The 12,134-nt window shown below is 67.8% G+C and carries 11 protein-coding genes; 6 read left to right on the forward strand and 5 right to left on the reverse strand.

Features of this window, described 5'->3' with window-relative positions; all coding sequences use genetic code 11:
- Positions 1-130: 130 nt before the first annotated feature.
- Positions 131-1,744 (reverse strand): M48 family metalloprotease, encoded by a 1,614-nt coding sequence (locus tag PHR85_RS14070; protein WP_300055455.1) that lies wholly within the window; start codon positions 1,742-1,744, stop codon positions 131-133.
- A 49-nt stretch (positions 1,745-1,793) separates the two neighbouring features.
- Here PHR85_RS14070 and moaC point away from each other — a divergent pair, with 49 nt between their 5' ends.
- The gene (gene moaC / locus PHR85_RS14075) at positions 1,794-2,276 is read left to right on the forward strand and encodes a cyclic pyranopterin monophosphate synthase MoaC (RefSeq protein WP_300055458.1); all 483 of its coding nucleotides are present in this window, start codon (positions 1,794-1,796) and stop codon (positions 2,274-2,276) included.
- 9 nt (positions 2,277-2,285) lie between these two features.
- Here the strand turns inward: moaC and PHR85_RS14080 are convergent, their stop codons facing one another.
- On the reverse strand, positions 2,286-2,831 hold the full coding sequence (locus PHR85_RS14080) for a hypothetical protein (protein WP_300055461.1): 546 nt from the start codon (positions 2,829-2,831) through the stop codon (positions 2,286-2,288).
- Positions 2,832-2,983: 152 nt separating this feature from the next.
- Positions 2,984-3,340: a winged helix-turn-helix domain-containing protein gene (locus tag PHR85_RS14085; protein ID WP_300055464.1), complete on the reverse strand. Its 357-nt coding sequence runs from the start codon at positions 3,338-3,340 to the stop codon at positions 2,984-2,986.
- Positions 3,341-3,546: 206 nt separating this feature from the next.
- Here PHR85_RS14085 and PHR85_RS14090 point away from each other — a divergent pair, with 206 nt between their 5' ends.
- Positions 3,547-4,035: a universal stress protein gene (locus PHR85_RS14090; protein ID WP_300055467.1), complete on the forward strand. Its 489-nt coding sequence runs from the start codon at positions 3,547-3,549 to the stop codon at positions 4,033-4,035.
- A gap of 27 nt (positions 4,036-4,062) precedes the next feature.
- Here the strand turns inward: PHR85_RS14090 and PHR85_RS14095 are convergent, their stop codons facing one another.
- Positions 4,063-4,683, reverse strand: coding sequence for a MarC family protein (locus PHR85_RS14095; RefSeq protein ID WP_300055510.1), 621 nt, complete (start codon positions 4,681-4,683; stop codon positions 4,063-4,065).
- A 78-nt stretch (positions 4,684-4,761) separates the two neighbouring features.
- Here PHR85_RS14095 and PHR85_RS14100 point away from each other — a divergent pair, with 78 nt between their 5' ends.
- Entirely contained in the window at positions 4,762-5,451 is a 690-nt protein-coding gene (locus PHR85_RS14100) for a dienelactone hydrolase family protein (protein ID WP_300055470.1), read from the forward strand.
- A gap of 81 nt (positions 5,452-5,532) precedes the next feature.
- Here the strand turns inward: PHR85_RS14100 and PHR85_RS14105 are convergent, their stop codons facing one another.
- Positions 5,533-7,497, reverse strand: coding sequence for an alkaline phosphatase PhoX (locus tag PHR85_RS14105; RefSeq protein WP_300055472.1), 1,965 nt, complete (start codon positions 7,495-7,497; stop codon positions 5,533-5,535).
- Between the two features lie 177 nt (positions 7,498-7,674).
- On the opposite strand from PHR85_RS14105, the gene PHR85_RS14110 reads away from it, so the two are divergent.
- The 3 genes from PHR85_RS14110 to yajC all read left to right on the forward strand — a co-directional run bounded on the left by PHR85_RS14110 (position 7,675) and on the right by yajC (position 12,102).
- On the forward strand, positions 7,675-11,277 hold the full coding sequence (locus PHR85_RS14110; protein ID WP_300055475.1) for an indolepyruvate ferredoxin oxidoreductase family protein: 3,603 nt from the start codon (positions 7,675-7,677) through the stop codon (positions 11,275-11,277).
- Between the two features lie 60 nt (positions 11,278-11,337).
- The gene (locus tag PHR85_RS14115; RefSeq protein ID WP_300055478.1) at positions 11,338-11,718 is read left to right on the forward strand and encodes a hypothetical protein; all 381 of its coding nucleotides are present in this window, start codon (positions 11,338-11,340) and stop codon (positions 11,716-11,718) included.
- 63 nt (positions 11,719-11,781) lie between these two features.
- Complete coding sequence (gene yajC / locus PHR85_RS14120) at positions 11,782-12,102, forward strand: preprotein translocase subunit YajC (RefSeq protein ID WP_300055480.1); 321 nt, start codon at positions 11,782-11,784, stop codon at positions 12,100-12,102.
- The last annotated feature ends 32 nt before the right edge of the window (positions 12,103-12,134 follow it).

A 12,134-nucleotide genomic window follows, 5' to 3' on the forward strand; every position in this document is an offset into this window, starting at 1 on the left:
GCGCGCACTGACCACCTACTGCCATTTCCCCAGCTGGTCAGCCATGATTGAGTTCATGATCCTGGGCCTGACCGAGGGGCCACAGCCCCCGCCTGCCCCTCCCTGAGTCCAAATTGAGAATTGCTGCGTTTCAATCGGGTTTGTGGCAGACCGGATCGCGCCGTTCGCGCTCCTCGCAGAACTGCTCGCGCACCAGCCGTTCGAACTCGCGCCGGCGCGCGTCGATGATGGACAGCTCGGCGTGATCGCTGCCGAGGTCCTGGCGCGCCAGCGCCTGCGCCGACTTCATGCGGTCGAGCGCGCCGTTGAGGTCGAGCTGGGCGCGCTGCGCCTCGGCCGCCGCGCGCGCGGCCCGCACTGGCTGGCCCTGCTGTTGCGCCACCGTGGCCAGCGCCTGCCAGGCCGGTGCGTCGTCGGGGTGCAGCGCCAGCCAGGTCTGCAGCCGCTGGCTGGCGCTGTCGAGCGCCCGGGCCTCCGGCGCTGACGCGGCGGCCTGCGCGCCCAGCAGCAGGGCGGCGCGCCCGGGCGCGGCCAGCGCCTGCTCGCGCAGCGTCGTCCGTTCCAGGCCGGCCAGGCGATCGGTCTGGGTCAGCTGCATGGCTTCGAGCGCGAGCAGCTCCACCGCCTGGCGCGCCGCCGCCTCGTCGGGCAGGGTCGCCAGCAGGCGGCCGAGCTGCTCCTGCGCGGTGCGCGGGTCGCGCAGCCTGGCGGCTGCCAGCGTGGCGCCATAGCGCAGGCCCAGCGTGGCCGGGTCGCGCAGCGGCGCGGCGTTCTGCCGCCCGGCCTGCGCCAGCGCCTGCAGCCGCTCGACGCGGGATTCGCCCAGCACGCGCGCGCGCGCCGCCATCATGGCGTGCAGCGCGGCAGTGGCGCCGGCATGGCCGCCAGGGTGTGGCGCGGCCAGCGCCAGCCGCGCGCGCATCTCGGCGATGCGCTCGGTGCTCAGCGGGTGGCTGCGCAGGTAGGGAAAAGACCCGTCATCGTTGAGCCGCGAGGCCTGCTGCAGCTTGTCGAACAGGGTCGCGAAGCCCTGGCCATCGAAGCCCGCCTCGGTCATGACGCCGAAGCCGACCCGGTCGGCCTCGCGCTCCATGTCGCGCGAGAAATTGAGCTGGTTCTGCATGGCCAGCGCCTGCCCGCCGACGATCGCCGCGTTGCCGATGTCGGCGTTCCTGGCCTTGCTGGCCGCGACGGCGCCCAGCACCATGGCCGCCAGCATCCAGGGCGCCTGCCGGCTTTGCTGGGTCAGCAGCCGCGCGATATGGCGTTGCGACACATGGCTGAGCTCGTGCGCCAGCACCGACGCCAGCTCGTCGGCGCTGGCCACGGTCGCCAGCAGGCCCAGATGCACGCCGAGGTAGCCACCCGGCAGCGCGAAGGCGTTGACCGACGGATCGCGCAGCAACAGCAGGCGCCAGGCGTAGCGCTGGTCGGCGTCGGGCGGCAGCTCGCCGCGTGCCTGCGCCGAAGCCAGCAGCGGCCGCCAGATGTCCTGCAGATAGCCGTCGAGCAGCGGATCGTCCAGATAGTCGGGGTCGCGGTAGATGGAGCGCGCGATCTGGTCGCCGATGCGGCGCTCGTCGCCCAGCGTCATCTCGCCGCTGTCGCCCAGGCTGGGCAGCGCCAGGCCGGAGCGGGCGGCTTCGATCGCGGGGGCCTGGGCCTGCGGCCAGGTCGCTGGCAGACCGGCCAGCAGGACGGCGGCCAGCCAGGGCCGCCAGCGGAGAACGGAAGTCGTGCGCATGACGCCGTATCATGCCTGTTTCAGAATCCGATCACAGCAGGACAGCCCGATGAGCGACTCCCCCCTCACCCATTTCGATGCCAGCGGCCAGGCCCATATGGTCGATGTCGGTGCCAAGGCGCAGACGCACCGCATCGCGCTGGCGCAGGGCCGCATCAGCATGCAGCCCGCGACCTTCGAGCTGGTCGTGCATGGCAGCCCGAAGAAGGGCGACGTGCTGGGCGTGGCACGGCTGGCCGGCATCATGGGCGCCAAGCGCACCGCCGACCTGATCCCGCTCTGCCACCCGATCGCGCTCACGCGGGTGGCGGTCGAGTTCGAGCTGCTCGAGGCCGAGCATGCCGTCGTCTGTCGCGTCACCGCCGAGACCGTCGGTCCGACCGGCGTCGAGATGGAGGCGCTGACCGCCGTCAACTGCGCCCTGCTGACGATCTACGACATGTGCAAGGCGGTTGACCGCGGCATGGTGATCTCCGACCTCCGGCTGCTGGAAAAGCATGGGGGCAAGTCGGGGAGTTTTATCAGCGCTTGAACGGCAGTCTCAAGCCGCCTGCGACCTGATCCAGTTCACCAGCTTCTCCAGGAACAGCTGCCCCTCCTCGTTGGCCAGGTAGGCCTCGGCTTCCTTCGACTCGACGCAGGCCAGCAGCTTGTCCTTCAGCTCGCCCTCCTGTTGCAGCAGCCATTGCAGCTTGGCGCCGAGCTTTTGCGGCAGCTCGTTGCGGTGGATCAGCGTGGCCGCGCCCTTGGCGCCGGGCGGCTGGATGCGCAAGATGACCAGCTCGGGGTTCGGCGTGCGCTGACGGCGCTCCTTGCGGCCCGCCTCGGCTTCCACCCAGGCGACCGGGGCGGCGGCTGGCGCGGCCCAGTGCCGCAGTTCGGCGCGTGTGGTCAGCTGATCCAGCGTGATGCCGTGGCTGACGATCAGCTGGACGATGTCGTCGACCACTTTGACGCAATCGGTCTTCCAGGTCGAGAGCTCGGCGTTGAGTTGCGTGAGTGCCTGCAGTTCCTCGGCGCTCAGCGCTTGCTGGTTCTGGATCTTGCTGACGAGCTGTTCGAGTTCGGTTTGTCTGGGGAACTTCATGGGATGTTGGTATTGAAAGATGGGCTCATCTTAGCAGCTTGAAAACCATTTCGCCGGACTGCTGACTGCATCCAGGCGCAAAAAAGCCGCCAAGCTCCTGCGAGCTGGGCGGCCAAGCCTTGGGTCTGAAAAATGGGTGGGGGGTGCGGCGCTCAGGCCTGGCGTGCAGCGTCCATGCACTGGCCGAGCTGATCGAAGAACTGGTTGGCCAGCGGGGTCGGCATCACGTACTTGGTACGGCTGTCGATGGTGTCGTTGATCAGCATGATCATGCCCTTGGCGCGCAGCGTCTTGAGACGGCGGTGCACGGTGCTGGGCGAAATTTCCTTGGACATGTGCATGGCTTCCAGCACGGTGATCTGCTTGCCGGTGTACCAGACAGCGGCGAAGCTGTCGAGCAGTGATTGCTCGACCGCGTCCAGCATCGGGAAGGTCGGCAGGTCACGGATGGCCTTGACCAGGTTGAGGAACTTCAGATAGGCCTGTGAATGGTGGGTGCTCGTTTGCATGTTGCTAACTATATCGTGTCGGGGCGGCCGAAATCAAGAGGGGGGAACAACTTGTAACGGAAAAAGGGGGGGATTATCGCCTGCTCCAGCCAGTTTGGGCCATTTTTGTGGCTAATCCCTGTTGTCAGCCCGGCCAAGCCGAGCGGCACTGGCCTATGATGTCCGCGAAAAGGCCGCCGCCCGGGCGGCTGCAAAAGAGGCTGGATATGATGAAGTTGCTCGTCCCGATCGATGGTTCCGAACTGGCGCTGCAGGCGCTGCAGCATGCGATTGACCTGGCGCGCGCCGGGCTGGACATCGAGCTGGTGCTCGCCAACGTGCAGGAACCGGCATCGGCCTACGAACTGCTGACGCTGCATGACGCCGAGGCGCTGGCCGAGGTGGCGGTCGGGGCCGGCCGTGATCTGATGGCGCCTGCGGTGCAGCTCGCCGACATCGCCGGCCTGCCGTATTCCGAGACCGTGGCGGTGGGTGACGTGGTGCCGGCGCTGCTCGAACTGCTGGAGGAGGAAGGCTGCGACGCGGTCGTCATGGGCAGCCACGGCATGGGCCTGGTGCGCAGCGCGCTGGGTTCGGTCTCGCGCGGCATGCTCGAACATGCGCCGGTGCCGGTGACCTTCGTCAAGGCCCGGCCCGAGCCCGAGGAGGAAGCCGAAGCGGGCGACGACGAGGACCTCGCGGCTGACGCGGACTGAGGTCCGGCGTAGCGCACCGGGCCGGCTTCAGCCGGCCAGCACCGGGAAGATCTTGATCAGCCCGGCCGCCATCACCTCGACCGAGATCGCCGCGAGGATCAGGCCCATGATCCGCGTCATGACGTTGATGCCGGTCTTGCCGAGCGCGCGCTCGATCGGTACCGCCAGCGTGAAGCAGATCGCCGTCGCCAGCCCGATCACCACGCCGTAGCCCACCAGCGCGGCGTGCTGCAGCAGCGTCCTGGCCTGGTCGGCGTAGATCACGACGGTTGACATCGAGGCCGGGCCGGTCAGCAGCGGGATGGTCAGCGGCACCACCGCGATCGAGGTCCGTGCATTGGCATCGTCGACCTCGTCCTGGGTCGTGCGCGCCTCGGCTGGCTGGGCGTTGAGCATGGACAGCGCCGAATTCAGCAACAGCATGCCGCCGCCGACCTGGAAGCTCGCCAATGAGATGCCGAAGAAGTCCAGGATCTGCAGGCCCAGCAGGGCGCAGGCCGCGATCACGGCAAAGGAGCTGAACGAGGCGATCAGCACCGTGCGCCGGCGCTGCGCCTCGGAAAACCCCTGGGTGTAGTGGATGAAGAAGGGCACGATCGCCAGCGGGTTGACGATGGCCAGCAGGGTGATCAGCGGCTTGAGCTCCATCGCCGCATTGTGCGGCATGAGTGGCAGCAGAAGTCCGCTAACCTATGGGTTTTTGACCCCTTCAGGAGGACAGTTTTCATGGGCCAGTTCATCGATATCGTTGCCGCCGACGGCTTCACCTGTTCCGCCTACCTGGCCGAGCCGGTCGGCCAGCCGCGTGGCTCCGTCGTGGTGCTGCAGGAGATCTTTGGCGTCAACTCGCATATCCGCGCCGTGGCCGATGGCTATGCGGCCGAGGGCTATCTCGCGATCGCGCCCGCGACCTTCCAGCGCGTCAAGCCGGACGTCGAGCTCGGCTACACCGACGCCGACATGCAGGCGGGCTTCGCGCTCAAGCTGGCGGTCGATGCGCTGCCGACGCCCGGCGTGCTGGCCGACATCCAGGCCGCCATCGACGAGGCGGCGCGCCGCGGCGGCGGCAAGGTCGGCATCGTCGGCTACTGCTGGGGCGGCCTGCTGACCTGGCGCGGCGCCTGCGAGCTGCGGGGTCTGGCGGCGGCCGTGCCCTACTACGGCGGCGGCATGACCACCCCCGAAGAGGCCGCGCGCAGCCCGAAATGCCCGGTGCTGGCGCATTTCGCCGAGCAGGACAACTGGATCCCGATGGATACGGTCGCGGCCTTCCGCGCCGCCCAGCCCGGCGTCGAGGTGCACAGCTACGACGCCCACCACGGCTTCAACTGCGACCAGCGCGGCGCCTCGCACCCGCCCTCGGCCGCGCTGGCACGCGAGCGCACGCTGGCGTTCTTTGCCCGGCACCTGGGCTGAGGCTGATTAAATTAAACGGAAAAGCCCCCCGTGCCTGAAGGGCTCGGGGGGCTGGCTGGTGGCCGGGGCCGCGTTTCAGCTTCAGCGCTTGGTCAGCGAGTACTGCGCGGAAGTGGCGGTCAGGTAGCCGACGGCGGCGCCGAACTTGTCCTTGTAGTTGTCCTTGATCATCTGATCGAGCGTCGCCTGCACCTTGCTGTGGATCGCGCCCCAGTCGCCGGCGTGCTGGAAGTTGCTCATGATGTAGGTCCAGCCGTTGATCTCGTCAACCGCCTGCAGGCCGGTCGATTCACCGCCGGCCGGGATCGACATCACGCGCGACAGCACCTTGGTGTCGACGTTGTAGGCCCACAGGAAGTTGTTGACGTGCTGACCGCTGTCCTCGCCGATGAACAGGGTGCGCATCTTCTCGGAGAACTTCAGGTTGTCCGGGTTGGCGATCTTGTCCGGGTTGGCTGTGTTGCCGAGCGCGTCGGAGGCGATGTCCTCGCCGACCAGGGCGGCGGGAGCGGCCATGTCGACCGCGACCCACTCGCTGTTGATCGCGTTGCCTGTGGTGTCCTTGATCGCGCCCTTGAGGTTCAGCGCGTAGACCGCACCTGCAGAGATCTTCTTCTCGAGCTCGATACTGCCGGGCTGCGCCGTCTTGTCGCCCTGGATCATCGACTTTTCCAGGCGCGACATTGCCGAGTAGGCGATCTTGTCCTTGACGTTGACAGTCGTGCCTTCCATCTTGGTGAAGCCCATGCTGGCGTCCATCAAGGCAGCGTAGCGGTGGGTTTCGAGGAAGGCGGCAGCCTTCTCCATGCCCGGCTTGATCTTGATCCAGTTGAATCCACCGCTGAAGTTGATCTTGGTGTAACTTGCATCCTGAGGGTCAGTCGTCTGCACGTCCATGATGTCGGTTGGCTGCAGCGTCTTGGCCAAGTTCTCGATCTCGGCGCTGGTCGCGCTGCCGAGCTTGATCCAGGTCAGCGTTGCCGAGCCCGCACCTGCCGACGTGAGCTGCGTCCACTTCGCGACATACAGCGAGCCGGAGGACAGATCGCGCGCTTTGTCGGCGACGAACATGAACAGGCCGCCGTTGGTCCAGTCGTCACCGCACAGGAGGGTGCGCTCGTCAGGCATGACCTGGACCAGTTCCTTGGAGAAGCGGCCGGTGCAGTAATGCTTCTTGATGTTGCCGCTGCCGTCGGCGTTGACGGTGACTTCCGGCAGGTGGCCATAGAGGTAGGGATTGGCCTTGGTCGCGTCGCCATACAGGTTCAGGCTGAAGGCGTTCATGTTGTTCGCGTCGCGACTTGCGAACGCATCGGGCTCATATTCTTCGCTCGACAGGTGGGTGCCCCAGGGCGACAGGCTGGCGCCGCAGGTGATCCACAGGCCATGCACACCCGAGGTGTCGACGTTGTGGTACTTGACCAGGCTGAGCTTGCCGGTATCTGGGTTCTGGTCCAGCGTCAGCACGGCGATCGGCGACGGCAGCTTGCCGTACATGTCGGTTGTGCCGTCCTGCGCCTTGCTCGTGTATTCGAACTGCACCACGGCGAACAGCGTGTTGCCCTTGACGCCTGCGACCTTGGCGCCGTCGATCTTGATCAGCGAGGTGCCGTCGGGACAGTCAGAGAAGAACTGGCGCGCTTGGCCGGCGACGGTCTGGTCGAGGATGGGCTGGTTATTGATGTCGAAATAGCCGCCAGCGCGGATCTTGCCACCCTTGAGGTCGTCGACCAAGTCGCCGGTGATGAAGAAGGGCTGGTACGACAGCGTGAAGTCGATCTTGCTGCTGTCGCTGTAGTTGACTGTCATCACCGAGCCGACGGTGGTCGTCGCCATCGCTGCGGCGTTGGCTAGCGTCGGCGCCGCTATCGAGCTGAAGCTCACGCTGGTCGCGGTCGCGGTCGCGGTCGCGGTCGGCGCGTCGTCACCACCGCCGCAGGCGCTCAGCAGCGAGGTGCCAGCGAAGGCGGTCGACAGCGGCAGCATCGGGCCAGTCGACAGCATTTTCAGGATGTTGCGGCGGGAGATTTCCGGACGGTGGTTCATGGGTATCAATTGTTTGGGTAGAGAAAATTGCATTGAGCTTCCCATCTGAAGGTGACATTTCGATGAAACGGGGGTTTGACAATCGCGATCGGGGCGGGCATACAGTCGGTTGCAGCGGTCGTGGTTCTGGGGTGCCGTCCCCCATGTCCGCCGCCGCCAGCCCGCAGGAGAACGCCGATGAACGCACCGATTCCCGACCCGCAGCTCCCCTCGACGCTCGATGACAAATACACGCTGGCGCGCGGCCATGTCTTCATGAGCGGCATCCAGGCGCTGGTGCGCCTGCCCATGCTGCAGCAGCAGCGCGATGCGCTGGCCGGTCGCCATACCGCCGGCCTGGTCAGCGGCTACCGTGGCTCGCCGCTGGGCGGCTACGACCTCGCGCTCTGGAAGGCGAAGCCACATCTGCAGGCGCATGACGTTGTCTTCCAGCCCGGCGTCAACGAGGAACTCGCCGCGACCGCGCTCTGGGGCACGCAGATGCTGGGCTATGCGCCGCCGGGCAGCCAGAAGTTTGATGGCGTGTTCGGCCTCTGGTACGGCAAGGGGCCGGGGGTGGACCGCTGCTCCGACGTCTTCAAGCATGCCAACCTGGCCGGCACCACGCCCTGGGGCGGCGTGATCGCGGTCGCTGGCGACGACCACGCGGCCAAGAGTTCGAGCGCGCCGCACCAGAGCGACCATGTGTTCAAGGCCTGCGGCCTGCCGGTGTTCTTCCCGTCCAGCGTGCAGGAGATCCTCGATCTGGGCCTGCACGCCTTCGCCATGAGCCGCTACGCCGGGCTGTGGGCCGGCATGAAGACGATCCAGGAGGTGGTCGAGTCGGGCGCCGGGGTTGAGGTCGATCCGGAGCGGGTGCGCATCGTGCTGCCCGACTTCCCCATGCCGGCAGGCGGGCTGCATATCCGCTGGCCCGACACCCCGCTGGCGCAGGAAGACCGGCTCATGAACCACAAGTGGTACGCCGCGCTGGCCTATGTGCGGGCCAACCGGCTCAACCACGATGTCTGGTCCGGTCCCGATGACCGCTACGGCATCATCGCCAGCGGCAAGGCCTACAGCGATACGAGGCAGGCGCTGGCCGACCTCGGACTGGATCAGGCCGCCTGCCGCGCGCTCGGCATCCGTCTGCACAAGGTCGCGGTGGTCTGGCCACTGGAGGCGCAGACGGTGCGCGAGTTCGCCACCGGCCTGCAGGAGATCCTGGTGGTGGAGGAAAAGCGCCAGGTCATCGAGTACCAGCTCAAGGAGGAGCTCTACAACTGGCGCCCCGATGTGCGCCCCGACGTGCTGGGCAAGTTCGACGAACAGGGCGCCGACCACAGCGGCGGCGAATGGAGCCTGCCCGACCCGAGCGGCCAGACGCTGCTGCGCGCGACCGCCGACCTGACGCCGGCCTTGATCGCGCGCGCGATCGGACGCCGGCTGCAGCGCCGCGGCCTGCTGCCGTCGGGCAGCGCTGTCGCCCAGCGGGTCGAGGCCCAGCTGGCGCTGCTCGACGCGCGCGAGCAGTCGCTGCGGACGCTCTACGCGGGCGGCAGCGCGCCGGAGCGTCCGCCCTGGTACTGCTCGGGCTGCCCACACAACCGCTCGACCGTGGTGCCCGAAGGCTCGCGCGCCATCGCCGGCATCGGCTGCCATTACATGGTGACCTGGATGAACCGCAACACCCAGGGCTTTACCCAGATGGGCGGCGAGGGCGTGCCCTGGGTCGGCCAGCAGCCCTTCAGCCACGAGACCCACCTGTTCGCCAACCTGGGCGACGGTACCTATTTCCACAGCGGGCTGCTGGCGATCCGCCAGACCATCGCGGCCGGCGTCAACATCACCTACAAGATCCTCTACAACGACGCGGTCGCCATGACCGGCGGCCAGCCGGTGGGCGAACGGCCCGAGGGCTGTTCGGTGCTGCAGATCGTGCACAGCCTGCGCGCCGAGGGGGTGCGCCAGATCGTGATCGTGACCGACGAGCCGCTCAAGTATGTGAACGCCGAGCAGCGCCTGCCCGGTGGCGTCACGCTGCGCCTGCCTCCCGAGGTGCCGGTCGAGCACCGCGACGAGCTCGATCGCCTGCAGCGCGAGTTCCGCGCGGTGGCGGGCACCACCGCCATCGTCTACGACCAGACCTGCGCCACCGAGAAGCGGCGCCGACGCAAGCGCGGCCAGCTGGTCGAACCGGCGCGGCGCGTCTATATCAACGCCGCCGTCTGCGAGGGCTGCGGCGACTGCGGCGAGAAAAGCAACTGCCTGAGCGTCGAGCCGCTTGAGACCGAGCTCGGCCGCAAGCGCCAGATCAACCAGAGCAGCTGCAACCTCGACTACTCCTGCCTGGACGGCTTCTGCCCCAGCTTCGTGACCGTCGAGGGTGGTCGGTTGCGGCGCGTGGCAGCCAAAGATCTGCCCGATCCGGCCGCCTTCGGCGACCTGCCCGAGCCCGAGCTGCCAGCGACCACTCACCCCTACGGCATCCTGATCGCCGGGGTGGGCGGCACCGGCGTCATCACGCTCGGCCAGCTGATCGGCGAGGCCGCCTTCCTGGACGGGCGCGGCGTCGTGACGCAGGATGCCGCCGGGCTGGCGCAGAAGGGCGGCGCGACCTGGAGTCATGTGCAGATCGCCGACCGGCAGCAGGACATCCTGACCACGCGCGTGAGCCTGGCCGAGGCCGATCTGCTGCTGGGCTGCGACCCGATCGTCGCCGCGCAAGCCGAGTCGGTCTCGCGCCTGCGCGCCGGCCGCAGCCGGGTGGCGCTCAATTCCCATGTCGCGCCGACGGCGGCCTTCGTGCACCAGGGCGGCTGGAAGAGCCCGGGGGCGCAATGCCAGCATCTGCTCGGGCAGGCGGTCGGTGAGCAGGCGCTGTCGGTGCTGGACGCCGAGGCCATCGCGCGCCAGCTGATCGGCGACGCGCTCTACGCCAACCCGGTGCTGCTGGGCCATGCCTGGCAGCGCGGCTGGGTGCCGGTGCGGCGCGAGTCGCTGCGGCGCGCGATCGAACTCAATGCCACGACAGTGGACAAGAACCTGGCCGCCTTCGAATGGGGCCGGCTGGCGGCGCATGACGGCGCGCGCGTGCAGGCCTTGCTGGCGCCGGCGGCCCAGCCGGTTCGGTTTCAGTCCAGGCCGGGGCTGGATGAACTGGTGCGCCGCCGCGTCGAACTGCTGACCGCCTACCAGGACGCCACCTATGCGCGCCGTTACCAAGAGGCGGTGCGCCGCGTCCAGCAAGCTGAGGCCGCCCAAGTGCCCGGAAAAAGCGCATTGGCCGAGGCGGTCGCGCGTCACCTGTACGACCTGATGGCCTGCAAGGACGAGTACGAGGTCGCGCGTCTCTACACCGACGGCAGCTTCGAGCGCGAGGTGGCCGAACATTTCGAGGGCGACTACCGGCTGCAGTTCCACCTCGCGCCGCCGTTCCGGGCCGACCGCGACTCGCGCGGCGAACTCAGGAAGAACACCTACGGCCCCTGGATGCTGGGCCTGATGCGCGGGCTGGCGCGGCTGAAGTTCCTGCGCGGCACGGTCTTCGACCCCTTCGGTCGCAGCGACGAGCGCCGTACCGAGCGCGCCTTGTCGGGCGAATACCTGGAACTGATCGACGAGCTGCTGCTGACGCTATCGCCGGAGAACCACGCGCTGGCGCTGCAGCTCGCGCACTTGCCGGGGCAGATCAAGGGCTTCGGCCATGTCAAGGCGCGTCACCTGGCGGCGGCGCGCGAGCGCTGGAGCCAGCTGCTGGCGCAGTGGCGTGCCCAGGCGCCGGTCCACGACAGGGCCTGAAGGGACTCACGCCGTGTGCAGTCGAAGCACAATCGGGCGCATCTGAAAAAGGAATTCAACATGAGCCAGACCTTGCGTTACCTCCAATTCGACCGCAGCGAAGACAGTGCCGGCCTCGCCAGCTTCGAGGCCATGGCCAGCGTCGGCGCCGCGCAGTGGCCGGCGCTGCAGGCCGAGGTCGCCGCCGTGCTGGACTGGGCGCATCACGCTTTTGCTGGCGTGCGCGGTCCGCTCGACGACGATGGCGACTGGGACTACGACCTGCACGCCAGCCTCGAAACCGTGGCCACGCTGGCGCTGGACTACGACCCCGCCGCGCGCCGGCTGGCCGGCCGGGCGCTGGCCGACGGCGTGCCGCGCTACACGCTGACGCTGACCCTGGGCGGCACCCCGGGCTTTGCCGACGCGTTGCGCGAGCGCTTCGATCTGGGCGACGATTAGAATGGCCGCAGGCCTGCCCGCGCCGGCCCGCCGTATCTGAATTTTTCTGACAGGATTCCACAAGTGTTCATTTCTCCCGCTTTCGCCCAGGCCGCTGCTGGCGGCGACACCCAATCGACCCTGATGAGCATGCTGCCTCTGGTGCTGATGTTCGTGGTGCTGTACTTCGTCATGATCCGCCCGCAGATGCGCAAGCAGAAGGAGCACAAGGCCATGGTCGAGGCCCTGGCCAAGGGCGACGAGATCGTCACCGCCGGCGGCCTGCTCGGCAAGGTCAGCAAGCTCGGCGAGACCAGCATTGGCGTCGAGATCGCCAGCGGCGTGGAAATCCAGCTGCAGCGTACCGCCGTGGTTCAGGTGCTGCCCAAGGGCAGCCTGAAGTAATTTTCACGCGACAGAGCGCGGCCGGGCCCCTG

The organism is Malikia sp., from assembly GCF_028687635.1.
In the GTDB taxonomy this organism is placed as follows: domain Bacteria; phylum Pseudomonadota; class Gammaproteobacteria; order Burkholderiales; family Burkholderiaceae_C; genus Malikia.

What these genes read in the sequence shown, in the direction of transcription:
- PHR85_RS14095 (WP_300055510.1), bottom strand. Translation starts at nt 4,683, where the DNA reads ATGGAGCTCAAGCCGCTGATCACCCTGCTGGCCATCGTCAACCCGCTG.
- PHR85_RS14100 (WP_300055470.1), top strand. Translation starts at nt 4,762, where the DNA reads ATGGGCCAGTTCATCGATATCGTTGCCGCCGACGGCTTCACCTGTTCC.
- PHR85_RS14090 (WP_300055467.1), top strand. Translation starts at nt 3,547, where the DNA reads ATGATGAAGTTGCTCGTCCCGATCGATGGTTCCGAACTGGCGCTGCAG.
- moaC (WP_300055458.1), top strand. Translation starts at nt 1,794, where the DNA reads ATGAGCGACTCCCCCCTCACCCATTTCGATGCCAGCGGCCAGGCCCAT.
- PHR85_RS14070 (WP_300055455.1), bottom strand. Translation starts at nt 1,744, where the DNA reads ATGCGCACGACTTCCGTTCTCCGCTGGCGGCCCTGGCTGGCCGCCGTC.
- PHR85_RS14085 (WP_300055464.1), bottom strand. Translation starts at nt 3,340, where the DNA reads ATGCAAACGAGCACCCACCATTCACAGGCCTATCTGAAGTTCCTCAAC.
- PHR85_RS14110 (WP_300055475.1), top strand. Translation starts at nt 7,675, where the DNA reads ATGAACGCACCGATTCCCGACCCGCAGCTCCCCTCGACGCTCGATGAC.
- PHR85_RS14080 (WP_300055461.1), bottom strand. Translation starts at nt 2,831, where the DNA reads ATGAAGTTCCCCAGACAAACCGAACTCGAACAGCTCGTCAGCAAGATC.
- PHR85_RS14115 (WP_300055478.1), top strand. Translation starts at nt 11,338, where the DNA reads ATGAGCCAGACCTTGCGTTACCTCCAATTCGACCGCAGCGAAGACAGT.
- PHR85_RS14105 (WP_300055472.1), bottom strand. Translation starts at nt 7,497, where the DNA reads ATGAACCACCGTCCGGAAATCTCCCGCCGCAACATCCTGAAAATGCTG.